At 33.4% G+C, this 25,100-nt stretch carries 16 protein-coding genes; 15 read left to right on the top strand and 1 reads right to left on the bottom strand.

Going from position 1 to position 25,100, the window contains the following annotated elements; genetic code table 11:
* The 13 genes from glmS (at nt 1) to J3S90_RS04305 (ending at nt 15,828) form a co-directional block, all read left to right on the top strand.
* Nucleotides 1–1,848: a glutamine--fructose-6-phosphate transaminase (isomerizing) gene (gene glmS / locus J3S90_RS04365; RefSeq protein WP_210644981.1), complete on the top strand. Its 1,848-nt coding sequence runs from the start codon at nt 1–3 to the stop codon at nt 1,846–1,848.
* Nucleotides 1,849–2,196: 348 nt separating this feature from the next.
* Nucleotides 2,197–5,010 (top strand): TonB-dependent receptor, encoded by a 2,814-nt coding sequence (locus J3S90_RS04360; protein ID WP_210644980.1) that lies wholly within the window; start codon nt 2,197–2,199, stop codon nt 5,008–5,010.
* A gap of 32 nt (nt 5,011–5,042) precedes the next feature.
* The gene (locus tag J3S90_RS04355; protein ID WP_210644978.1) at nt 5,043–6,608 is read left to right on the top strand and encodes an SGNH/GDSL hydrolase family protein; all 1,566 of its coding nucleotides are present in this window, start codon (nt 5,043–5,045) and stop codon (nt 6,606–6,608) included.
* 263 nt (nt 6,609–6,871) lie between these two features.
* Complete coding sequence (atpD, locus tag J3S90_RS04350) at nt 6,872–8,383, top strand: F0F1 ATP synthase subunit beta (RefSeq protein WP_188049144.1); 1,512 nt, start codon at nt 6,872–6,874, stop codon at nt 8,381–8,383.
* A gap of 47 nt (nt 8,384–8,430) precedes the next feature.
* Nucleotides 8,431–8,712 carry a F0F1 ATP synthase subunit epsilon gene (locus J3S90_RS04345; RefSeq protein WP_188049143.1) on the top strand — a complete coding sequence of 94 codons (282 nt, stop codon included), beginning with the start codon at nt 8,431–8,433 and terminating at the stop codon, nt 8,710–8,712.
* A 267-nt stretch (nt 8,713–8,979) separates the two neighbouring features.
* Nucleotides 8,980–10,119 carry an aminotransferase class I/II-fold pyridoxal phosphate-dependent enzyme gene (locus tag J3S90_RS04340; RefSeq protein WP_210644975.1) on the top strand — a complete coding sequence of 380 codons (1,140 nt, stop codon included), beginning with the start codon at nt 8,980–8,982 and terminating at the stop codon, nt 10,117–10,119.
* A gap of 162 nt (nt 10,120–10,281) precedes the next feature.
* Nucleotides 10,282–10,476 (top strand): hypothetical protein, encoded by a 195-nt coding sequence (locus tag J3S90_RS04335; protein WP_210644973.1) that lies wholly within the window; start codon nt 10,282–10,284, stop codon nt 10,474–10,476.
* Nucleotides 10,477–10,532: 56 nt separating this feature from the next.
* Complete coding sequence (locus tag J3S90_RS04330; protein WP_210644971.1) at nt 10,533–11,402, top strand: TraB/GumN family protein; 870 nt, start codon at nt 10,533–10,535, stop codon at nt 11,400–11,402.
* 7 nt (nt 11,403–11,409) lie between these two features.
* On the top strand, nt 11,410–11,913 hold the full coding sequence (locus J3S90_RS04325) for an RNA polymerase sigma factor (RefSeq protein ID WP_210644968.1): 504 nt from the start codon (nt 11,410–11,412) through the stop codon (nt 11,911–11,913).
* Nucleotides 11,903–12,517, top strand: a complete 615-nt coding sequence (locus J3S90_RS04320; RefSeq protein WP_210644966.1) for a hypothetical protein — start codon at nt 11,903–11,905, stop codon at nt 12,515–12,517. The genes J3S90_RS04325 and J3S90_RS04320 overlap by 11 nt, the downstream gene beginning before the upstream one ends.
* 55 nt (nt 12,518–12,572) lie before the next feature.
* On the top strand, nt 12,573–13,193 hold the full coding sequence (bioD, locus tag J3S90_RS04315; protein ID WP_188049137.1) for a dethiobiotin synthase: 621 nt from the start codon (nt 12,573–12,575) through the stop codon (nt 13,191–13,193).
* 69 nt (nt 13,194–13,262) lie between these two features.
* Entirely contained in the window at nt 13,263–14,534 is a 1,272-nt protein-coding gene (gene bioA, locus J3S90_RS04310; protein ID WP_210644964.1) for an adenosylmethionine--8-amino-7-oxononanoate transaminase, read from the top strand.
* A 121-nt stretch (nt 14,535–14,655) separates the two neighbouring features.
* Nucleotides 14,656–15,828: a beta-ketoacyl synthase N-terminal-like domain-containing protein gene (locus J3S90_RS04305; RefSeq protein ID WP_210644962.1), complete on the top strand. Its 1,173-nt coding sequence runs from the start codon at nt 14,656–14,658 to the stop codon at nt 15,826–15,828.
* Between the two features lie 11 nt (nt 15,829–15,839).
* On the opposite strand, the gene J3S90_RS04300 is transcribed toward J3S90_RS04305, so the two are convergent.
* On the bottom strand, nt 15,840–16,346 hold the full coding sequence (locus J3S90_RS04300; RefSeq protein WP_394369394.1) for a regulatory protein RecX: 507 nt from the start codon (nt 16,344–16,346) through the stop codon (nt 15,840–15,842).
* A 400-nt stretch (nt 16,347–16,746) separates the two neighbouring features.
* Between J3S90_RS04300 and J3S90_RS04295 the strand changes: the two genes are divergently transcribed.
* Both J3S90_RS04295 and J3S90_RS04290 read left to right on the top strand, forming a co-directional pair.
* Nucleotides 16,747–20,850: a T9SS sorting signal type C domain-containing protein gene (locus J3S90_RS04295; RefSeq protein ID WP_210644960.1), complete on the top strand. Its 4,104-nt coding sequence runs from the start codon at nt 16,747–16,749 to the stop codon at nt 20,848–20,850.
* Nucleotides 20,851–21,148: 298 nt separating this feature from the next.
* The gene (locus tag J3S90_RS04290) at nt 21,149–25,009 is read left to right on the top strand and encodes a T9SS sorting signal type C domain-containing protein (protein WP_236023878.1); all 3,861 of its coding nucleotides are present in this window, start codon (nt 21,149–21,151) and stop codon (nt 25,007–25,009) included.
* Nucleotides 25,010–25,100: the final 91 nt, after the last annotated feature.

Here is a 25,100-nt window from a genome sequence, read left to right as displayed (position 1 = left end):
ATGTGCGGAATCGTTGGATATATTGGATATAGAGAAGCTTATCCTATTGTAATAAAAGGATTGAAAAGACTTGAGTATAGAGGATATGATAGTGCTGGTGTCATGTTGTATGATGGTCTTGAAATGAAAGTTGCTAAAGCGAAAGGAAAGGTTTCAGATCTTGAAGAAAGAGCTGAAAAAGAAATCACGCTTACTGGTACTATTGGAATTGGTCATACACGTTGGGCTACACATGGTGTTCCCAATGATGTTAATTCACATCCTCACATTTCAAATTCAGGTGATTTAGCTATTATACATAATGGAATTATTGAAAATTATGCACCTCTTAAAGCAGAATTAATAAAAAGAGGTTATGTATTTCATTCTGATACTGACACTGAAGTTTTAGTTAATCTTATTGAAGAAGTTCAGAAAAAAGATAATTTGAAATTAGGAAAAGCAGTTCAGGTAGCTTTAAACCAAGTAGTTGGAGCGTATGCGATTGCTGTTTTTGATAAAAAAACACCTAATGAGATTGTTGCCGCACGTTTGGGTAGTCCTTTAGCAATTGGTATTGGAGAAGGAGAGTATTTTATCGCCTCTGATGCTTCGCCATTTATAGAATATACTTCAAATGCGGTATATCTTGAGGACGGAGAAATGGCAAATATTAGGTTACACAAACCTATGAAAGTGCGTAAAATTCAAGATGATTCTTTGGTTAATCCTACAATACAAGAGCTACAAATGAATTTGGAGCAAATTGAAAAAGGAGGTTACGACCATTTTATGTTGAAAGAAATTTATGAGCAACCTAGTGTTATTAAAGATACTTATAGAGGTCGTCTTCATGCCAACGAAGGTTTAATTCAAATGGCAGGTGTTGAGGATAATTTAGAGAAATTCTTAAACGCAGAAAGGATTATTATTGTTGCTTGTGGTACTTCATGGCATGCTGGCTTAGTAGCCGAATATATTTTTGAAGAATTTACTAGAATTCCTGTAGAGGTAGAGTATGCTTCTGAGTTTAGATATAGAAATCCAATCATAAATAGAAATGACGTTGTGATTGCTATTTCTCAATCAGGAGAAACGGCAGATACTATGGCTGCAATTAAACTAGCAAAAGAAAATGGAGCTTTTGTTTTTGGAGTTTGTAATGTAGTAGGGTCTTCTATTTCTAGAGAAACTCATGCAGGTGCTTACACGCATGCAGGTCCAGAAATAGGTGTTGCATCAACAAAAGCATTTACCACACAAATTACAGTTTTAACAATGATTGCTTTGCGTTTAGCAAAAGCAAAAGGGACTTTGTCTACTTCGGTTTTTCATGCTTATTTAAATGAGCTTGAAATTATTCCCGAAAAAGTTAAAGAAGCTTTAGAAACTAATGAGAAAGCAAAAGAAATTGCTGCTGTATTTAAAGATGCGCCTAATTGTTTGTATTTAGGAAGAGGTTATAATTTCCCTGTTGCTCTTGAAGGAGCACTTAAATTAAAAGAGATCTCTTATATTCATGCGGAAGGTTATCCTGCTGCAGAAATGAAACACGGTCCAATTGCATTGATTGATGAGCTTATGCCTGTTATTGTAATAGCGCCTAAACAAGGACACTATGATAAAATCGTAAGTAATATTCAGGAAATTAAATCTAGAAGTGGAAAAATCATCGCTGTGGTAACGAAAGGGGATACTCAAGTTCGTGAATTGGCAGATTATATTATTGAAATTCCAGAAACCTCGGATGCCTTGTCTCCTTTGATTACAACTATACCTTTGCAACTTTTATCTTATCACATAGCGGTAATGAGAGGCTGTAATGTAGATCAGCCTAGAAATTTAGCTAAATCAGTTACTGTAGAGTAACACGTTTTATATACTACTTATAATCAAGCCTTGAGGATTTTCTCAAGGCTTTTTTTTGATTAAAACTTTGATTTCTTTGTAAATGGAACGTTAATTATGTTGGTTATATCACTTTTATCATATTTTTAGAAATTAATAATTTTTTTGATATATGTGTATTTTTTATATGCACGCATAGTGGTATTTTGCCGTTTTGATAGTATTCTCTAAAATAGATGGTTAAATTTAATTGTATAATATGTATAAATGGTGTGAATTAAGTATGAAAAATGAGATATTTAAACACTTTTTTTATTAATATCAAAAATATTTGTACTTTGGCGTGATAAACCAACAAATTATAACCAAATGAGAGTGTATTTACTTTTTTTGTCTTTGTTTTTTTGCAGTCTAACTTTTGCGCAAAATACAATTACAGGTTTTGTTACCGATAGTAACAACCAACCTATTCCTGGAGCCAATATTAAAGTCGTTGGTGATTCGTCAGGTACTGTCGCCGATTTTGATGGTTCTTTTAAGTTACAATCCTCAAAAAAACTTCCGTTTGTCATTGAGGTAACTAGTGTTGGTTTTGGATCTAAAAAAGTTACTATTTCTTCGGCAAATCAAAAGGTTTCTGTACAACTTTTAGATGAGGAAAACAAATTAGATGAAATTGTAGTGTCTGCTTCGAGAACTCCAGAAAGAGTAATTGAGTCGCCTGTTACTATCGAAAGAATGGGAATTGCAGATATAAAAAAATCAGCTTCTGCTACTTTTTATGAAGGACTGGAAAACTTGAAAGAAGTTCAAATGAATACGAGTAGTTTGACTTTTAAATCCATTAACACTAGAGGTTTTGCAACGGTAGCTAATACCCGTTTTATGCAATTAGTAGACGGAATGGATAACTCTTCTCCTTTATTAAATTTTGTTTTAGGTAATATGATAGGAGTTTCTGAAATTGATGTTCAGAGCGTTGAGTTGTTGCCTGGTGCTTCTTCTGCTTTGTATGGTGCAAATGCCTTTAATGGTATTTTGTTTATGAATAGTAAAAGTCCTTTTACAAGTCAAGGAATTACCGCTTATGCGAAATATGGACAGACTGTTCAAAATGCGGCAGGAAGTAATGACTATGTTGATTACGGAATTAGAATTGCACATGCTTTTAGTCCAAAATTCGCTGCTAAAGCGAACTTTACTTATATGAGAGGTACGGATTGGTATGCTACTAATTATAAAGATAAAACAATTGTAGGAAGAGATAGGAGTAATCCTAATTATGACGGGATAAATGTGTATGGTGATGAAGTGAGTACCAATTTAAAAGGAGTGGGGCAATCATTGGCAGCGTTAGGTTTAATTCCTGTTGGAGCTATAAATCTTTTGCCAGATTATAATGTGAGCAGAACAGGATACGATGAAACCAGCTTGACAGATAATAAAGCGAGTAATACCAAAATTGACTTTTCTCTTCATTACAAACCTTTTGAAAATGATTTCGAAATTATTTGGCAAAGTAAATTTGGTTACGGTAACGCGGTTTATCAAGGGGCTAATAGATATTACCTAAATGATTTTTTTATGCAACAACATAAATTAGAATTAAAAGGGAAAAACTTTTTTGTAAGAGGGTATACTACTAATGAAGATGGAGGAAAATCATACGATATGCTTTTTACAGGTATTAATGTAAACAGAGTTTGGAAAGATGATAAGACATGGTTTGGTCAGTATGCGGGTCAGTATGTTACATCTACATTAGGGGGTGCAACTCCAGAACAAGCCCATATCGCAGCAAGAAGTGTAGCAGATACCGGAAGGTTGATTCCTGGAACGGCTGCATTTAAAAGTGCATTTAATAGTGTAATTAGTGAAGCGAGTGTGCTTTCAGGTTCTAAGTTGGTTGACAATTCTAAAATTTACCACACTGATGTAAATTATAATTTTAAAGATCTAATTGATTTTGCAGAAATTCAAGTTGGTGGTTCATACAGAGAGTATGAGTTGAACTCTCATGGAAGAATTTATACCGATGCTAATGGCCCGATACATTATAATGATTATGGTGCATACACACAATTGACAAAAAAGTTATTAGATGATAGATTAAAATTTACGGGTTCTGTGCGTTACGATAAATCTAAAAATTTCGATGGTAATATTTCTCCTAGATTATCACTAGTTTATTCGGGTGGTGAAAACAAGAAGCATAACTTTAGAGCTTCTTATCAAACAGGTTTTAGAAATCCATCAACTCAAGATCAGTACATTGGTTTTAATGTAGGAAATGCAGTTTTATTAGGATCTGCACCTGATAACTTAACCAGGTACAGTGAAACATTACCCGTTTCAACAGCTGTAGGACAGGCGTTTGCTGGATCGGCTAATGTAGTTGTTACTGGTCTAAATGCTTATAACAATTCTTATACTGCTTCTTCTGTTGCTGCTTTGAGCGCTTCTGGTAATCCTGCGGTATTGAAAAAAACAAACGTGAATTATGTGAAACCAGAACAAGTAAAGGCTTATGAATTGGGTTATCGTTCTTTCTTGAATGGTGTTTCTGTTGATTTGAACGGATATTACAATATTTACAATGATTTTATTGGTAATTTAAATGTAGTAGCGCCACTTTATGGAACAGCACAAGACGCTCCAAATCCTTTAGCAGGACCTACAAATGCTGGAACTCAATCTATACATGCGCTTCAAAATGGCAATTTCAGAGCTTATCAACTCTATACTAATACCGACGTTGAAATTAAATCAATGGGATTTGGTGTGGGTCTTTCTAAAAAAGTATATAAAGATTTTGAAGTAGGTGTGAACTATAATTATGCAGAATTCAAATTTGATCAAGCTAAAGATCCGAGTTTTGAAGCGGGTTTTAATACACCAAAACACAGAGTAAAAGCATCATTTGGAAACGAAAAATTATTCGATAATTTTGGTTTTAATGTAAGTGGAAGATGGAATAGTGAATATTTATGGCAATCTACGATGGTTGACGGCATGATCGATGCTGCTACTGTAATTGATGCTCAAATTAATTATAACATCCTCAAGTTAAAATCAACAATTAAGTTGGGTGCTTCGAATATTGGAGGTAAAGAATACACTCAGGTATTAGGAGCTGGATTAATAGGACAGCAATTTTTTGCGTCTTGGACAATCAATCCTTAAAAATCAGTCGTTAATAAAAAACACAGAAAAAAATGATAAAAAATTTAAAATGGCTACTATTAGTTTCTTTAAGCTTTGTAGCATGTAATAATAATGATGATGATGATGTGGTTTCGGCTGAAGCAACTGTAGTTCCAGGGTCAGCTAATTTTGCAAAATACGTTGCCTTAGGAGATTCCTTTGCCGCAGGTTATAGTGATGGTGCCCTTTTTATTAAGGGACAGCAGGGTTCTTACGTAAACGTTTTAGCTCAACAGTTTAAATTAGCGGGTGGAGGAGATTTTAAGACACCGCTTACTTCAGACAATAAAGGAGGATTGCTTCTTGGTGGAAATATTATAGCAGGAACCCGTTTGTATTTTAATGGTGTAGGACCGGTTGCTGTAAGTGGTAATCCTACTACAGAAGTGTCAACTCGTATTGTTGGTCCGTTTAATAATTTAGGAGTTCCAGGAGCTAAAAGTTATCATTTAATTGCGCCAGGTTACGGTAATGTAGCTGGAGTGGCCTCTGGGGCTGCAAATCCTTATTTTGCAAGATTTGCAACTACTTCTGGTGCAACGGTAGTTGGTGATGCTATGGTGCAAGCTCCTACTTTCTTTTCTTTATGGATAGGAGGAAATGATGTTTTGGGGTATGCTACCTCAGGTGGTGTTGGTGTAAACCAAACAGGTAATTTAAATCCAGGGACTTATGGAGGGAATGACATTACAGATCCTTCTGTGTTTGCAAGTGTCTATTCGGGTATGGTTAATAGTTTGACAGCTAATGGCGCTAAAGGCGTAGTTGCTAATCTTCCTTATGTTAGTACGCTTCCTTATTTTACTACTGTTCCTTTTAATCCTTTAACTGCAAGTGTTTTAGGTGGAGGCAGTGTTCCGGTTGGTAACGCAACGATTGATGCGCTTAATGCACAACTATACGGCCCTTTGAAAAATGCATTGACATATTTGAATGCAGGTAGTAGGATTAATTTACTTTCAAAAACAGTTTCTAATCCTTTATTGATTAAGGATGAGTCTTTGCCTAATTTATCAGCTCAATTAACTGCTGTTTTAACTGTTGATCTAGGACCTCAAACAGCAGCATTTTACGGAGCTATTTTTGGTCAGGCAAGACAAGCTACAGCTGCAGACTTAGTAGTTTTGCCTGTACAATCTGTTATTGGAACTGCTCCAACAGCTTTAGATTCAGGATTAGGTATAGCTCCTCCGTCTCCATTGAATAAGTTTGGAATTACATTTCCTCTTCAAGACAAACATGTTTTAATACCAGCTGAAGTTGCTGAAATCGTAGTAGCGACAGATGCTTATAATGTAACGATAAAAACAATTGCCGATGCAAAAGGGTTGGCTTTTGTGGACACGAAGACAATTATGAATCAATTGTCATCTGTAGGAATAGTTGGTAATGGATTTACAATGACTTCAACCTACGTAACGGGAGGTTCGTTTTCTCTTGATGGTGTGCATCCAAGTCCAAGAGGTTATGCTTTGATCGCAAATTATTTTAGCGCAGCAATCAACACCAAATACGGTTCGACATTGCCAAAGGTTAATTTAGGATTGTATCCAATTTTATATCCAGCTTCATTATAGTAGGTTATCTGTAGTATTTTTGCCTATACCACCCGTTTTTGTAACGTGGTGGTTTTTTTTATTTTAGAAATAGAAATGAACTGTTTTGTTATTTAAAATCTGTTTTTATGAAATGATTTAAATTTTCTTTTTTTTATAACAAAAAGATGTTGATTTTTTATTTTAAAAAATTATCTTTGCAAACTGAAAAAAGCATGTAATCGATACGTTTCGGTTGATACTAATTCATAAACCTAAATAGCTATTTAATAAATACATAAGTAATGTCAAAAGTAATAGGAAAAGTTGCCCAAATCATTGGACCAGTAGTTGACGTAGTTTTCAACGGTAAGGATGTTGAACTTCCAAAAATTTATGATTCGTTAGAAATCACAAAAAAAGATGGTACTTTATTGGTACTTGAAGTACAATCTCACATCGGTGAAAATACCGTACGTACCATTTCGATGGACTCAACAGATGGTTTGAGTAGAGGTTATGAAGTAGTTGGAACAGGAAATCCTATCCAAATGCCAGTTGGTGCTGATGTTTACGGACGTCTATTCAATGTGATTGGTGATGCAATTGATGGTTTAGGAAACTTGCCAAAAACAGGTGAAAACGGAATGTCTATTCACCGTCAAGCGCCACGTTTCGAAGATTTATCAACTTCATCTGAAGTTTTATTCACAGGTATTAAAGTAATCGATTTAATTGAGCCTTACTCAAAAGGAGGGAAAATTGGATTGTTTGGTGGTGCAGGTGTTGGTAAAACAGTATTGATTCAGGAATTGATTAACAATATTGCAAAAGGTCACGGTGGACTTTCTGTATTCGCAGGAGTAGGAGAAAGAACACGTGAAGGAAATGACTTGCTTCGTGAGATGTTAGAGTCAGGAATTATAAAATACGGTGATGAATTCATGCACTCTATGGAAAATGGAGGATGGGATTTATCTAAAGTGGATATGCCAGGAATGAGAGAGTCAAAAGCTACTTTCGTTTTCGGTCAAATGAATGAGCCTCCTGGAGCTCGTGCTCGTGTAGCACTTTCTGGATTATCTATCGCTGAGTATTTCCGTGATGGAGCAGGAACTGATCAAGGAAAAGACGTTTTGTTCTTCGTTGATAATATCTTCCGTTTTACACAAGCAGGATCAGAGGTTTCGGCACTTTTAGGTCGTATGCCATCTGCAGTAGGATACCAACCAACATTAGCAACAGAAATGGGTGCGATGCAAGAGCGTATTACTTCTACAAACAAAGGATCTATTACATCAGTACAAGCGGTTTACGTTCCTGCGGATGATTTAACTGACCCGGCGCCAGCAACTACATTTGCTCACCTTGATGCTACAACTGTATTGTCTCGTAAAATTGCTGAATTAGGAATCTATCCTGCAGTTGATCCATTAGATTCAACTTCAAGAATTTTGACTCCACAAATTTTAGGTGATGAGCATTATGACTGTGCACAAAGAGTAAAAGAAATCCTTCAAAAATACAAACAATTGCAAGATATTATCGCAATTCTTGGTATGGAAGAATTATCTGAAGAAGATAAATTATCTGTTTCTAGAGCACGTCGTGTTCAACGTTTCTTATCTCAACCGTTCCACGTTGCTGAGCAATTTACAGGTTTAAAAGGTGTTTTAGTAGATATTAAAGATACTATCAAAGGATTTAACATGATTATTGATGGTGAATTAGATCACTTGCCAGAATCTGCTTTCAACCTTAAAGGAACTATTGAAGAAGCGATCGAAGCTGGAGAAAAAATGTTAGCAGAAGCATAATATTAAAAATGCTTAAAGCCTAAAGCTTAAAGCCTAAAGCAATAAAAATGATTTTAGAAATAGTATCACCAGAAGCAAAATTATTTTCAGCAGAAGTAACTTCGGTTACCTTACCTGGAATTGACGGAAGCTTTCAAATTTTGAATAATCACGCCCCTATAGTTTCAATTTTAGAACAAGGAGTGGTGAAAATTACAGCTTCTAATTTTACTTTTGCAAAAGAAGTAGCAAGTAAATTCACGAAGCTGGATGATCAAAATTATACATTAGCTATCAATTCAGGTACAATTGAAATGAAAGATAATAAAGTTATCGTTTTAGTTGACTAAGACAATTTCAGTTTAAAAAAAAGCCAAACAGCAATGTTTGGCTTTTTTTTTATATAATTTCTACATTTATAATTTATTAGTTTTAAGAAATGATAGCAGCTTAAAATGGTTTTTTAAAATAATTATAATTGAATATTTAGTTGACTTTGCATTCCATTTCAAACTGAAATTATTTATTTGAAAGTAACTTTAATAAATTAAAATGTGTTAAAACTACTTTGTGATAAATGCAATTCACTTGTTAGAAATTTATTATTTTTACAAACTATGAAAAGATTTCCAAAATCAATATCTGATCGATTAACGCAGCGAATTGAATCAAATTCTCTTCGTAAACTAGGTATTCCTAATAATCTAATCGATTTTTCATCCAATGATTACCTTGGTTTAGCAAATTCAGAAATTGTTTTTAATCAAACCCATGAGTATTTGATTCAAAGTAATCTTAAAAAAAATGGTGCTACTGGTTCTAGATTACTTTCTGGAAATCATAAATTATATCTAGAGACAGAGGATTTTATAGCTCAATTTAATCAGTCAGAAGCAGCGTTAATTTTTAATTCGGGTTACGATGCCAATGTTGGTTTTTTTAGCGCTGTGCCGCAACGCAACGATATTATTTTATATGATGAGCTTTGTCATGCTTCGATTCGGGATGGTATTTTAATGTCAAACGCAAAAGCCTATAAATTCAATCATAATGATTTTGAAGATTTGGAGAAAATCATAGTACGAAATCCCAATGCTACTCTTTATATTGTTACTGAATCCGTATTCTCTATGGATGGCGATTGTCCTAACATGGAAGAATTAGTAGCGCTGTCGGATAAATACAATTGTTTTTTAGTAATTGATGAAGCGCATGCATTAGGAGTTTTTGGAGAAAATGGCGAAGGATTGGTTCAGATGCTTGGATTGGAAAACCACATTTTTGCCAGGATTATGACTTTTGGTAAAGGTTTGGGTTGTCATGGAGCAGCAATTTTAGGATCAGAAGAATTAAAAAGTTATCTCGTTAATTTCGCTCGAAGTTTCATCTACACGACCGGACTTTCTCCGCACGCTGTTGCTGCAATTTTAGTTGCATATAGGTCTTTAGAAAGCGATAAAAAAAGCATTCTAGATTTAAAGCAAAACATCATCTATTTTAATCAACAGCTGGTTTTGATGGGTTTAAAACAGCTCTTTGTTCGCAGTAAATCAGCGATTCAAAGTGCCATTATTCCCGGGAATGAAAACGTAAAAAGGATTGCTGGTGAATTGCAAAAAAATGGTTTTGATGTCAAAGCCATATTGTCACCAACTGTTCCTGCTGGACAAGAGCGTTTGCGTTTTTGTTTGCATAGTTTTAATTCTAAAGAAGAGATCAAACAACTTTTAGAATTACTAGCAAAGATTGTTTTTTAAAACGATTCTTAGCTATGTTGGAACTTATCTATTAGCGATTTTTTCTATAAAATATATTCGCTAAGCCCTTTGTTTACGCCTTTATTAAAATAATTTATTCTTTTTTTGTAACGTTTCAATTGTTTGATTACTTACGAGTAGTAATCAAAAATAAATAGTTTTATGAAACCACAATCAATTACTTCAAAAGAAAATTTAGTTAGTTCCTTTTTTATTTTCTTAACCTCTATGGGACTTTGTTTTTCGTTAGTCAACCATTTTATATTACAAAAAGCGAACTTCTCGTTGCTCATTATAATGAGTTGTTTATTTGTAATTTCATTAGCTTCTTGGCAACGTAAAAAATGGAGTAAATAATTTTAAGGAGTTTTAATCATCAAAAAAATCAATCAACAACTTAATCAATCACAATCATGAAAAATTTTTTTAAAGCAACTATTGTAGTTCTTACAATTTTAATTAGTGCAATAAGTAATGCACAGCAAACAACTTCTTCTTCTACTTCTGAAAATTCTTTACTTTGGGAAATTACTGGAAAAGGCTTAACGAAACCTTCCTATCTCTATGGAACGATTCATATGATATGTGCAGAAGATTATTTTCTATCTGAAAAAGTAAAAAAAGCTTTTGCAAATTCAGAGGAATTAATTTTAGAAATTAACTTATCAGATGCTAAAGAGATTCAAGACATGCAAAAAATGGCAATGGGCAAAGAGTCGTTAAACAAAATATTAAATCCTGATCAATTATTTAAATTAGATCAAATACTGAAAAATACGGCAGCTATGAACATTGACCAAGTGAATGGTTTTAGTTTAACCGCAGTAATGAGTTTGGTTAGCATGAAAGCCTTTGGTTGTAGTGATTTCAAGTTGTATGAAATGGAATTTATGAAATTAGCTAAAAAGAATAATATAGAAATCAAAGGTTTTGAAACGGTAAAGTCTCAGTTAGCCATCATTGATGGTGCTTATACAAATGACGAGATGATTACAATGCTTGGAGAAATAACACAAAATAACATGTCAAAACTAGTGGATGACTATAAAAGCGAAAACATAAGTTTGATGTATGATAAAATGGTAGATAAACAACAAATGAATCAACATACCAAAGAACAAATGCTTGACATTAGAAATCAAAATTGGGTGAAGATTTTGCCTAAACTAATGGATAAAAAGGCAGTTTTTGTGGCGGTTGGTGCCGCACATTTAGCAGGTGAATTTGGTGTAATTAATTTGCTTAGAAAAGCTGGATATGTTGTGAATCCAATAATGAAATAGTTTTGTTTTGAAAGAAAAAGAGAAGGAGTTTTTGACCCGCATTGAAAAGCATAAAGGAATTTTGTATAAAGTTTCTAAGATGTACATGGATAAACCTGATGATCAGCAAGATTTATTTCAGGAGATTGTTTGTCAGCTCTGGAAGTCATACGATTCGTTCCGTAATGAAAGCCAATTTTCAACATGGATGTATCGTGTGGCAATTAATACCGCTATTGTTTTTTTAAAGAAAGAAAAAAGAAAAGTAGATAAATATGAAATTCCATCTGATAATATAAAAGAGGAAGAGACGGATTCTGATATTAAGGAAAGTCAATTAGATCATTTTTATAAAGCAGTTCAAAAGTTAGAAAAAATTGATAAAGCTATTATTTTCTATCAGTTAGAAGGATTCTCACACAAAGAAATTGGTGAGAACATGGGAATTTCAGAAGGGAATGCCAGAGTAAAATTAAACAGAGCAAAAGAAAAATTAAAAGAAATTATAAAAAATCAAGGATATGGATTTTAATGATATACAAAAACAATGGAATAACGAAAAGATAGATAATGTCGTTCTTCCAACTAATTTAAAAAAAATAGAAGCCGCTAATACCCCTTTGGATAAAATTAGAAAAAATTTAAAAAAGGAGTTTTTTTATCAAATACTATCAATTGTTTTTACAGGATTTGTGCCCCTAATATATGATTTTCCTAAAGAATTAATTCCTTTGTTTTATCTCTTTTTTAGTCTGTTTCTAGCAATATGCGTTTATTATCTGGTAAAATTATACTTGTTTTATGTAAGAATTAATGCTATTACAATGAAAACTAAAGATAATTTGTATGAAACGTATTTCGATATTAGGTTGAATATGGAATTGTATAAAACCTTTGGATTTGCTTTAATACCTTTTATAATTTTGTCGCTAATAGGTTTTTTATATTATAAGTTTTCAAAAGCGCCAGGCTTTTTAACTTCCGAAATCACTAATTTTCAGATGATAGGTGTTTTTTCGATTGTGGTTTTTAGTTTTCTTTCTATGGGTATTGCACTGGAGGTTTGGGTCAATAGATTTTATGGAAAATACGCCAAACAAATACGTCAAGTTTTAGACGAACTAAAAGAAGAATAATAAATCGCCCATCTTAACGATGGGTTTTTTATTTTTGTACTCAAATAAATAAAAAATGAAACTATTTATAACTGGAATAGGAACTGATGTAGGCAAAACGATTGCCTCGGCGATTATAACGGAAGCATTAGAAGCTGATTATTGGAAACCGATTCAAGCGGGAGATTTAGAAAATTCAGACACTCACAAAATAAAGCGCTATGTATCCAACAAAAAAACTCATTTTTTTGAAAATAGTTACGCTTTAAATACACCAGCTAGTCCTCATTTAGCCGCAGAATTAGATGGAATTACAATTGATTTAAATAATATAATTGTACCGGAGACTCAAAATCATTTAGTGATAGAAGGTGCAGGAGGAATTTTTGTTCCTATAAATAATCGTGATACTATAGTTGATTTAATTCAGCCAGATTATAAAGTCATAGTTGTTTCACGTCATTATCTGGGAAGTATTAATCACACTTTACTAACTATTGAAGCTCTACAAAATAGAAATATTAAAGTAGCGGGTATTATTTTTAATGGTCAAGAAAATAAAGCATCAGAATCGGTTATTTTGTTTAAAACAGGGCTAACATTTATTGGTAGAATTGAAGAAGAGCCTTATTTTGATCAAAATGTCATTCAATATTATGCTGCTATTTTTAAAGAGAATTTACTAAGACTCGAATAGTAGTTATAGAATTCTCAACTAATTTTATTTGAACGCAAATGAAATTAAAAATCTTATAATTTTAATAGAATGAGTTTAATAGAAAGAGATAGTCAACATCTTTGGCATCCATATACCCAACACAAAACAGCTGCTTTACCAATCGCCATCAAAAAGGGAGAAGGAGCTTTGCTGTGGGATGAAAATGACAAAGAATATATAGATGCTATAGCATCGTGGTGGGTGAATCCCTTTGGGCACTCTAATAAGTTCATTGCAGATGCGATTTACAAACAACTTACAACTTTAGAACATGTTCTCTTTGGAGGATTTACGCATGAACCCGCTATAGTTTTGGCTGAAAAGCTTATTAAAATTTTGCCTAAAAATCAACAGAAAATATTTTTTTCAGACAACGGTTCTACAGCAGTTGAAGTAGCGATAAAAGTTGCATTACAATATTTTTTTAATAAAGGAGAAAAGAAAACTACCATTATTGCTTTTGAAAATGCTTTTCATGGAGATACATTTGCAGCAATGGCTGCTAGTGGAATTTCATTTTACACGCAGGCTTTTCAAGGTATGTTTATAGATGTGATACGAATTCCAGTTCCTGTAAAAGGTCAAGAACAAGAAAGTTTTGAGACCTTGAAAAATGTGATTCAGAGCCATAATTGTGCTGGTTTTATCTTTGAACCGCTTGTGCAAGGAGCTGCTGGAATGGTTATGTATGAGCCAGAAGCTCTAGATGAGCTTATTCGAATATGTCGTGTCAACAATGTACTTACAATTGCTGATGAAGTAATGACTGGTTTTGGTAAAACAGGTAAAACATTTGCAATGGATTATCAAGTTGAAATGCCAGATATGATGTGCTTGTCTAAAGCGCTTACTGGAGGTACTATTCCTATGGCAATTACCACTTTTACTCAGGATATTTTTGATGCTTTTTATGATGAGGATATCAATAAAGCTTTGTTTCATGGCCATACTTTCACGGCAAATCCTACCGGCTGCGCTGCTGCTTTGGCTAGTTTGGAGCTGTTGCAAACTTCAGAAATGCAAGATAATCTATTGCGAGTAAACAAGAGTCATTTGGCATTTCAAAAAAAGATAGCAAATCATCCTAGAGTTTTGACAACAAGGGTTTTGGGAGTTATTTTTGCATTAGAAATAAAAACAGAGAGCAGCGAAAGTTATTACGGAACATTGCGTAATAAACTATATAATTTTTTTATCGAAAATGGCGTAATTCTAAGACCGGTTGGTAATATTGTTTACATTTTACCACCTTACATTATTTCTGAAAAACAATTGGATAGAATATATCAAGTAATTCAAAATGCTTTAGAATCCGTTTAATTCAATTTATTCCGTTTAAAATTTAGTGGAAACAACATTAGAAATTTGAACGAATTATTCTGTTTTATGATTAAGCTATTTTTAAAATAATATTGCAATTTCTGCAAATAAATTTAATATTTTGTTACAAACTATTTCTATAACTGCTATCAATTCTATTTCTGCATTAGGTACTGAACCTATAAAGATATGGGAGAATTACCTTCGAGAACAGCATTTTTTTACGGCTCAGAATTTAGACCATAAAAAAACGATAGTTGCCGGTTTAGATAATGATTCTAATTTGTTGATAGATTCATTAAGACAATCGGATAATAAATATAAATCTTTAGATAAATCTGTTTTGTATGCGATGTTAGTTTCTAGAAAAGCAATGGCTACTGCAGGTTGGACGCAGGAAGATACTTTTGGTATTAACATAGGTTCTTCTCGTGGTGCCACTGATTTATTTGAAAAACATTATCGCGAATATGTAGCAACTGGAAAAGCTCAAACGCTAGCTTCTCCTACGACCACTTTGGGGAACATTTCTTCATGGGTAGCACACGACTTGCAAAGTGTAGGACCTGAAATATCTCATTCTATAACTTGTTCTACTGCTTTGCACTCCGTTCTAAATGGTATAGCCTGGCTTCGAGCTGGTATGGCAGATAAGTTTATGGTAGGTGGAAGTGAAGCGCCATTAACTGATTTTACGATTGCTCAAATGCGTGCTTTGAAGATTTACTCAAATCACGAAAATGCAGCTAATGAAACTATTCAATGGCCAAATCGAGCCTTAGATTTAGAAAAGAAACAGAGTACTATGATTCTTGGTGAAGGAGCTGGAGTGTGTTGTCTTGAAATTGGCAAAAAGGAAAATGCTTTGGCTTACATAGAAGGAATAGGGTATGCTACTGAAATCTTAGAGCATAACATTTCAATTTCTGCAGAAGCAACTTGTTTTCAGAAATCGATGAAAATGGCTTTGCAAAACACCTCTTTATCAGATGTAGATGTAATAGTGATGCATGCGCCAGGAACCGTAAAAGGCGATTTGACAGAATACCGAGCTATAGAAATAGTTTTTGGTGAACAATTGCCGCTTTTAACCAGTAACAAATGGAAAATTGGTCACACTTTTGGGGCGTCAGGAATATTGAGTATAGAACTTGCTATCATGATGATGCAGAAGGACGTTTTTATTGGAATTCCTTTCTTAAGCGAACAAATAAAAACTAAACCCATAAAAAAAGTATTGATCAATGCTGTTGGTTTTGGAGGAAATGCGGTGAGTATTTTGTTGTCCTTGTAGTATTTAGGATGTTATTTTTTTGAATCTATTTCTAATTCTTTTACTTTATCGTAAATTAAATGGCTTTCAAAACCTTTTCTAAGTAAGTAGTCACAGAACTTTTTCTTCTTTTTAAGAGTGTTTGTTTCTCGAATAGATTGCCAATTTTTTTCGGCTAATGTGTGAAAAGTAGCTAGGTATTCTTCTGCACTTATTTCTTTAAGTGCTGTATTTATTAATGTTTGATTTATCTTTTTAAACTTTAATTCGTTCGTAATTCTAATTTTCCCCCATTGCTTGATACGGTGTTTTCCTCTGGCAAAACTGCAAGCAAAGCGTTCTTCATTGAGGAAATTGTCTGAGATGAGTTGAACTAAAATCGTGTCGATTTCTTCAGAATCCATTTTCATGCTGTAAAGTTTTTGAATCACTTCCTCATGACACCGTTCTTGATAGGCACAAAAATGTTCTATTTTGGATAAAGCTTCTTTTATGGTAAAAACATCTTTCATGTCTAAGTTTTTATAGGTCGACCCCATTTTTTGAAATCTGCATTGAGGACAAAAATACTATTTCAAAAATAAACCTATCGATGCACTATAGGGATTAATAAAATTATTTTTTAGTATAAAAAAGCTGGAAAAAGAATGTAATAATAAGAATTCTTTTCAATTCACTTCAATCCTTATCACTTCAAAGAGTAAACGGGTACTAATTTTTTTCTCAACACTTATTTTTACTGGAATAGTTTGCTGATTTTAACTAAAAGTAATAAATCCAAAAGATGTATTTCAACGGGTAAATCAGCTCTTAGTCGATTAGATTTCTTTTTATTTAAAACGGCAGACTATATTGCGCGATTGACTGTCTTTACAGTTTTTAAACAAAAAAATACGGCTCAAATATTGATTATTTAGCCCAATATATAAAATTTTGCTCATGATTAAAAATTACTTTCTAATTAAATATTGCTGGATTTTTTTGCTATTATTAATTTCCTCTTTTGCTATTGGGCAAATAAAAACATGGAATGGTTCTTCTAATAATAACTGGAGTACTCCTGCTAACTGGACACCAGTAGGAGTTCCTATTGGTGTTAATGATGTTGTAATACCTAACACTAGTAGACAACCAACAATTTCATCAAATGATGCTGTATGTAATTCTTTAACCATTAATTATGGTGCAACTTTAACTGTTGATAAAAAAAGTATTTTGGTGAATGGCTTAACTTCAGTTTTAGGAACTTTAAATTTTACTAGTACTAATGGGAATGAAATTTTTATTGGTCTTGTAACTATAGATAGTAATGGAGTTTGGAATAATGTTATAAATGAGGGAATAACTTTTAGAGGAGGTATTACTAATTATGGTACTTTTTCTGCCGGAAATGGAATTCAATTATTTGACACTAATAATCAGTCATTAGTTGGAGATATAGTAATTCCAAATTTACAGGTTAATAACATTAATCTAATAAATAATGATAATCTTACTGTTATTACAGCATTATCTGGTTCAGGAAAATTAACCAATAATATTAATGGAGTTTTAAATATTGGAGGAAGTATTGCTGCAGCAACTACACTCGCTACAAGCATCACAGAAAATACAGTTAATTATTATGGATCAAATCAAACAGTAAAAGCTACAACTTACTATAATCTTACTTTATCGGGATCAGGAACTAAAACTTTTACAGGAATAACTGCGACAACTAACTTGTTAGCTATTCAAACAGGAGTTTCCGCTAATTTAGGCGCTTTTACGCATCCTGCTAAAATCCTTACACTTGGTGGTGCTGGGCCACTTGCTGACACTTGGGGTAGCACAACCTCAAATCCAATTGCAGTTAATACTAACGATACCTTTTTTGCTCAAGTTACTGGGAAGATTAATGTAAATGGTAGTGCACCTGGTACTGCTATTGATAATAACTTTGCATCTTATTCTAATGGGAATACAGGTCAAATTGCGGGTTCTAACGGAGAAAATGACGGACCAGTAACGTTATCTGCTCCAGCAGGAACTGCTTTTATTAACGTAAAATTTGCGAGTTATGGAAAACCGGGTGGTGTAATTCCTAATTTCACCATTGGCTCCTGCCATGCTTTTAATAGTCGTACCGTAACTACACAGCTTTTAGGTAGTAATATAGCAACTATTCCTGCTGCTGGATCTTATAATAATACTTTTGGTGATCCTTGTTACGGTGTGGTGAAATCTTATAATGTTGTTGCTACTTATGCACAACCTTTTTGTACATCAACTTCAGTTCCCTCATTTGTTATTAATGGTTCGACCCCAACGGGTGGTAATGGTGCTTATACTTATTTGTGGGAAAAAAGCACAACAAATGCTACTACTGGTTATACAGTTGCTAGTGGTATAAATGATGAAATAAATTATACTGTTCCAAATAATACTGTTAATAGAACTACTTGGTATAGAAGAACAGTTACTTCGGGTATTTACTCTGATGCTACCATTGTAATTATACAGGTAGTAGCAGGACCGCCAACTGTACCTACATCATTTACTAATACTACTGTTGCATGTAATGGCACTATTACATTAACTGCTAATGGGGGTTCTCTAGGTGGTTTAGGAGGATATGCTGAGTTTTATACAGATGGAGGGGCAGTTGTAGCAACATCTAATGTTTTACCAGCTAGTGTTACTGTAAGTCCAACTACAGGTAGAACAACTTATTATGTAAGATATAGAAATAGTTGTAGCGACACAAGTTCCTTGTCTAAAGTGGTTACAAATACTATTGCAATTAATGCTACGGCAACTACTAATCCTATTTGTTACAGCACGGCTGCTCAAAACGCTTCTCTTATTTATACAGCAACAATGGGTTCGCCTACGAAGTATAGTATAAATTGGGATACAGCAGCTACTACTGCAGGATTAGTAAATCAAATTGATACTGGATTCGCTTTTGTAGCTGGAGGAGGAACAATCAATACAATCGCTATTCCATCAAGTGTTCCAGCCGGAACTTATTCAGGCGTGCTTGTAGTAAAAAATTCTGTTGGATGTTTCAGTTTTAAGAATGTTTTTTCAGTTACTATAAATCCAAAGCCTACAGCTCCTTTTTCTACAACGATAAAACATCCTGATTGTCTAATTAAAACAGGAAGTGTTGAGCTGACTGGTTTGCCAACAGGTTCTTGGACCATAACTACAATTCCTGCCACAGCAAATTTACTAGGAACTTCGGGGACTAATGCAACTACTACAGTAAGTGGTTTAAATCCTAATACAAATTACACTTTTACCGTTTCAAATGGAAGTTGTAGTTCATCACCATCAGTTAGTGTTTTCATAAAAGCATTGCCTCTAGTGGCAACATACAACAATGGATGGACTAATGGTCCGCCAACGATTGAGCAAAGTATTGTTTTTGCGTCCAATTATTCTTCTTCAGGAAATATAGTAGGGTGTGACTGTAAAGTAAATACAGGGAAAAATGTCACCATCAATTCAGGTCATACCTTAACACTTACAAACGGTTTAAATACGGTAGGAGCTTCATTGACGATAGAAAATACAGGAAGTCTAGTGCAGATTAATGATGCAGCCCTCAATTATGGTAAAATAAAATATGTAAGAGTAACCAACACTGGGGTTAGAAATACTGATTTTACCTATTGGTCTTCGCCAGTAGCGCAATCAAAATTAGGAGGTACTGGAGGAATGGAATACCAACCAGCTAATCTTGAAGGAACTTATTTTGATTCATTTTATGTAGATGCTGTAAACCAATATTGGCAAAGTGAATCAATGTCTAATGAAATGATTCCTGCACGTGGTTATAGCATTAGGGGTCCTGGACCAATCAATGCAAATCCTCTTAGTTTTTTACAAGTTACTTTTGAAGGCACTCCAAATAATGGTGCGTACTCTATTCCTAATATTTTTGAAGGGAAGTCCTATCTTGTTGGAAATCCATATCCTTCGGCATTAGATGCAGACCAATTTTTAATTGATAATAGAGATGTGTTAGATGGAACTCTTTATTTCTGGACACACAAAACGCAAGTTGGTATAGGAGTTAGTAAGCCAGGTTCTGGTTTATATGCCTACTCTGGGGACGATTATGCTACATACAACTTAACTGGTGGTACAGCAACTGCGAAAGCTGCTCCTAGCGATCCAGATAAATCGCTTAATAATCCTTTTATACCTAACGGAAAAATTGCTGCAGGGCAAGGGTTTTTTGCGAATACTAAACTTTCACCTGAGTCTAATATTATTAAATTTACCAATAGTATGCGAGTGGGCGTAAAAGGAAATACAGGTACTAATAATCAGTTTTTTAAGACAGCCACTACAAAATCAAAAAAAACTACTTCTATCGAAAAGAATCGACTTTGGTTGAATCTTTATAGTGATGAAGGTGCTTTTAAGCAGTTATTAGTGGGTTATATTACTGGAGCTACAAATGAATATGATAATGGTTATGATGGAGAGACTTTTGATGGAAATGAACTTGCAGATTTCTATAGTATAAACCAAGAAACAAACTTTGCAATTCAGGGTAGGGCTTTGCCATTTGAGGCAAGTGATATTGTTCCTCTAGGGTATAGAAGTAAAGATAAAGTAACTATGAGTATTGATATCGATCAAGTTGATGGTGCTATCGAATCTCAAAATATCTTTATTGAAGATAAAATGTTAAACGTAGTTCATGATTTGAAAAAAGGTGCTTACACATTTACTACAGAAGCTGGAGTTTTTAATGACCGGTTTGTGTTACGTTACACCAATAAAATTTTAGGAAATGTTGATTTTGATTTGTTGAATGAGCAAGTTATTATTTCTAAAGATAAAAAGGAATTAAAAATAAAATCGGAAATCGAAACAATCAAACGAGTAACTGTTTTTGATTTATTAGGTAAAAAAGTCTTGGATAAAGAACTGCTTAATGAGACTGAATTCCGTTCTTCAACTATTGGTTTAAGCAAACAAGTTGGAATTGTCAAAGTTACTTTAAGTAGTGATAAAGTAATCACTAAAAAAATAGCCTTTTAAAACTAATACAAGTCTCCAAATTATTAAATATATCCCATTCTGATCTAAACAGAATGGGATTTTTTTTTAACCGTTAATCAAATTTGGTTAATATTAAATGATTGACTTAAATCCTGATTTTTTTTATAGGAATAGAGTTGCTATTTGTTTTTTTTAATAGTCTAAGTAGCATTTAATTTTTTGTAAATATCACTAAATGTGGGTATTGTGTATTTTTTCTTTTCTGATTATTTTTATTTAAAATAGGAAATATTTTCTGTTTGGCTATTTTTAATAGAAACCTTAAAACCATCTAGATTTGAAAACAAAACTACTTTTATTCGGCATTGCATTTGGTTTTTTGATGTCAACAGTTGGTTATTCGCAACAAGGAAAATCTGATGCAGCTTTTAATACTTATGATAGTGGCTTGTTAGGTGATGGATTTGATGGAGTGGTTCGAACGGTTTCGCTGCAATCTGATGGAAAACTAATTGTAGGAGGGGAATTTCTAAACTTTAATGGTGCTCCAACGCCTTATTTATGCCGCTTATTTCCGGACGGGAGTAAAGATACTTCGTTCTTATTAGGAAGTAGTTTTAATGCAAATGTATATTCTTCGTTGATACAGTCTGATGGAAAAATAATAATTGGAGGTTCTTTTACTTTGTATAATGGTTCCGTTATCGGAAAGTTAGTTCGGCTGAATTCTGATGGTTCTCAAGATCTTACTTTTGATACAGCAGTAGCAGCAAACTCTGGAATAATTCATGTAATTGCTATGCAAACCGATGGTAGTATAGTTGTTGTAGGTAGTTTTGCAAAATATAATGGTGTTGCTGTAAATAAAATTGCTAGGATTTTGCTAAATGGTACTCTTGACACTTCATTTGCAACGGGAACTGGTGCCAATGGTTTAGTGGATGCTATTCAAATTCAGTCCGATGGTAAAATACTAATTGCGGGTTCTTTTACTGTTTTTAATGGAACTGCTTGTGGCAGAATTATTAGATTAAATAGCAATGGTTCTTTTGATTCTACTTTTAGTACTGATTTGGGTTTTGATGATACTGTCAGAACTCTTGCCCTTCAAACAGATGGTAAAATTCTAGTTGGAGGTGATTTTCTAAACTATAATGCTGTTTCTGCCCATAAGATACTTCGATTAAATAATGATGGTAGTGTAGATGCTTCTTTCAATATAGGAACAGGATTTAGTGACGGAGGTGTTTACGTTATAAAATTAGGTAATAATGGCTCTATTATGGTTGGCGGTTCATTTCATTCTTTTTATAATGGAACTGATGTTAATAGGTTAGTGTACTTAGATTCTAATGGTAGCATTGTTCCAACATTTGATATTAGTTCTGGTCCTGCTACGGCTACTATATTAACTTTGGCATCAGATGCAAGCGGTAATTGGTATATTGGTGGTTCTTTTTTAGTGTTTGATTCTCAAAATCAAGGAAGATTGGCTAAGATTGATAATAACGGCACATTAGATATTGGCTATTTAACAGCTGGAGTTGGTTTTGATAATTCTGTTTTAAAAATTATTTCGTTATCGGATAATAAAACCATGATTTTTGGAAATTTTACTAAGTTTAATGGCGCTGTCGCCAATAGGATTGCTCGATTATTAGAGGATGGCACAATAGATTTAACCTTTAATTCAAACGGCATTGGTGCTGGTAATAGTATTAGAGCTGCAGTAATACAACCTGATAATAAAATTCTTTTTGCAGGAAGCTTTCTTAGCTATAACGGTTTTTTAAATAATCGAATTGCTCGTGTTTTAGCTGATGGTTCTATTGATCAGAGTTTTACAATTGGTACTGGATTTAATAATCAAGTGTATGCATTGTCCTTGCAAAGTGATGGAAAAATTATTGTCGGAGGTAATTTTACAAGTTATAACGGTAGTGCTGCCAACAGGATTATTCGATTATTGGCTAATGGCGCTATTGATGCAACTTTTAATACTGGTTTAGGTGCTGATGCTATAGTAGAAACCGTTTTAATACAGCCTGATGGAAAAATACTTTTAGGGGGTCGATTTTCAAATTACAATGGGTTTTCTAAAAGTAAGTTGGTTCGTTTAAATACTGATGGAAGTGTTGATTTGGGTTTTTCTGTTGGTTTAGGTTTTGACAAAAATGTTTTCTCATTGGCGATGCTTCCCGATAATAAAATTATTATTGGAGGCTCTTTTTTAAATTATAATGGGAATGCAGTTAAAAGGATTGTAAGATTAAATAACAATGGTGGGTTAGATAGTAGTTTTCAAATCGGTTCCGGTTTTAGTAACGGTGAAATTAGATCTATTTTAGTTCAGCCAGACAATCGCTTATTAATAGGTGGTACATTTTCCGGCACCTTCAATGGGAAACCAGTCAAACGCCTATTAAGATTACTGTCAGACGGAGGTCATGATCCTAGTTTTATAGCGGACTTAAATAGTACATTATTCAGTATTTGTTTTACGCCAGATGCAAAAGTAATTATTGGAGGAAATTTTAATTCGGTTTCTGGAGTAACCAAACATCGCATCGCTAGACTTAAATTGTGTAATAATAGTTCTATTTGGGATGGAGTGTCATGGAGTAACGGACCACCTTCGGTAGGAAAGGAATTGCATTTTAATTCTGATTACAATATTACAGCAACGGTTAATTCTTGTTTATGCGCAATAGCTTCAGGACATAAAGTTACCGTTAAAAAGGGTAATACTTTAGCTCTTACTTTTGATTTTTCGGGTATTGGAATTTTGCATTTAGAAAATAATGCGTCCCTTTATCAATCGGATGATGAGATTGTAAATACGGGAGTTATGAATCTAGAAAGAGAAACTACTGCTGTTGTAAGTACGGATTATAGTTATTGGTCATCGCCCGTTTTTAGTCAAAAATTAATTGATCTATCTCCCAATACGCTTTCGGATAAATTCTACTCTTTTGATGCTGCGACAAATGATTGGTTGACTGAGTTGCCATCTCAAGTAATGAAACAGGGTAAAGGATATATAATTCGAGGTCCTGAAGATTTTTCTGCAATAGATCCGGCTATTTACAAGGCTGAGTTTTTAGGTATTCCAAATAATGGAGAATTTTTAATATCAGTTGGATCGAATAATACTTCAAATCTCTTGGGAAATCCTTACCCTTCTGCAATTGATGCTGATGTATTCCTAGCGGTCAACTCTGAAGTTCTGGATGGAACTATTTATTTATGGACTCATAACACACCAATTACTAATAATGAATATACTTCTAGTGATTATGCGGTTTATAATAGATTGGGTGGTGTAGCAACCAGAGCCGCTAACAATTTAGGGTTAAATAACACTAAGCCTGACGGCAAAACTGCTTCTGGACAAGCGTTTTTTACAACAAGTATTAGTAGCGGTAAAAACGTCATTTTTAATAATAGTATGCGTGTGATTGATCAGAATGCCTCTTTTTTCAAATCCAAAGGGGATAAGAAATCTAAAATAAATCAACTTGAAAAACATCGTATTTGGTTGAATTTATCAAATAAAGAAGGTCTCTTTAAGCAAGCTTTAATAGGATATAGTTCTGGAGCTACAAATGAATATGACTCTTCCTTTGATGGAGAAAGTTTCAATGGGAATCAATATCTAGATTTTTATAGTATTAGTCAAGATAAGAATTTAGTAATTCAAGGAAGAGCTGTGCCCTTTGATGAAGATGATTTGGTTTTTATAGGATATCGAACTACTATTGCGGGTTTGTTTACAATTAGTATTGATCAGATAGATGGTATTTTGTTACACAAATCTGTTTTCTTAGAAGATAAGTTAACTAATGTTATTTTTGATTTAAAAAAAGCTAATTATAATTTCGAAACGGCAATAGGAACTTTTAATGATCGATTTGTCATTCGATATACAGATAAAACACTAGATCTTTATGAGGTTGTAAAACCTGATAATAGATTGATTATTAGTTTTCAAAATGATTTTTTAAAAATAAATTCTTTAGATAATTTAATCGATGAGATCACTGTTTATGATATTTCAGGAAAAAGAATCTGGCATAAAGATTCTATAAATGATGCCTACTTTCAAATAGCCAATTCTTTTATAAAACAACAGATTCTAATAGTTAAAGTGCTTTTAGACAATGGAAAAAGTAGTACAAGGAAAGTTATCGTTCCTTAAAAATTAAAAAAACAGTTGTTTATATAAATTGTGAATAGGATTTGGTTCCTATTGCAAAAAAAATGCTCCTAGAAATACTAGGAGCATGATT

Source organism: Flavobacterium flabelliforme (assembly GCF_017948675.1).
Lineage (GTDB): Bacteria > Bacteroidota > Bacteroidia > Flavobacteriales > Flavobacteriaceae > Flavobacterium > Flavobacterium pygoscelis.
Note: the sequence above shows the minus strand (reverse complement) of the source record. Positions and strands in the feature narration are given on the sequence as shown.

Coding starts and splice junctions, on each gene's coding strand:
- glmS (WP_210644981.1), top strand. CDS start 1: ATGTGCGGAATCGTTGGATATATTGGATATAGAGAAGCTTATCCTATT.
- J3S90_RS04360 (WP_210644980.1), top strand. CDS start 2,197: ATGAGAGTGTATTTACTTTTTTTGTCTTTGTTTTTTTGCAGTCTAACT.
- J3S90_RS04355 (WP_210644978.1), top strand. CDS start 5,043: ATGATAAAAAATTTAAAATGGCTACTATTAGTTTCTTTAAGCTTTGTA.
- atpD (WP_188049144.1), top strand. CDS start 6,872: ATGTCAAAAGTAATAGGAAAAGTTGCCCAAATCATTGGACCAGTAGTT.
- J3S90_RS04345 (WP_188049143.1), top strand. CDS start 8,431: ATGATTTTAGAAATAGTATCACCAGAAGCAAAATTATTTTCAGCAGAA.
- J3S90_RS04340 (WP_210644975.1), top strand. CDS start 8,980: ATGAAAAGATTTCCAAAATCAATATCTGATCGATTAACGCAGCGAATT.
- J3S90_RS04335 (WP_210644973.1), top strand. CDS start 10,282: ATGAAACCACAATCAATTACTTCAAAAGAAAATTTAGTTAGTTCCTTT.
- J3S90_RS04330 (WP_210644971.1), top strand. CDS start 10,533: ATGAAAAATTTTTTTAAAGCAACTATTGTAGTTCTTACAATTTTAATT.
- J3S90_RS04320 (WP_210644966.1), top strand. CDS start 11,903: ATGGATTTTAATGATATACAAAAACAATGGAATAACGAAAAGATAGAT.
- bioD (WP_188049137.1), top strand. CDS start 12,573: ATGAAACTATTTATAACTGGAATAGGAACTGATGTAGGCAAAACGATT.
- bioA (WP_210644964.1), top strand. CDS start 13,263: ATGAGTTTAATAGAAAGAGATAGTCAACATCTTTGGCATCCATATACC.
- J3S90_RS04300 (WP_394369394.1), bottom strand. CDS start 16,346: ATGGGGTCGACCTATAAAAACTTAGACATGAAAGATGTTTTTACCATA.
- J3S90_RS04295 (WP_210644960.1), top strand. CDS start 16,747: ATGATTAAAAATTACTTTCTAATTAAATATTGCTGGATTTTTTTGCTA.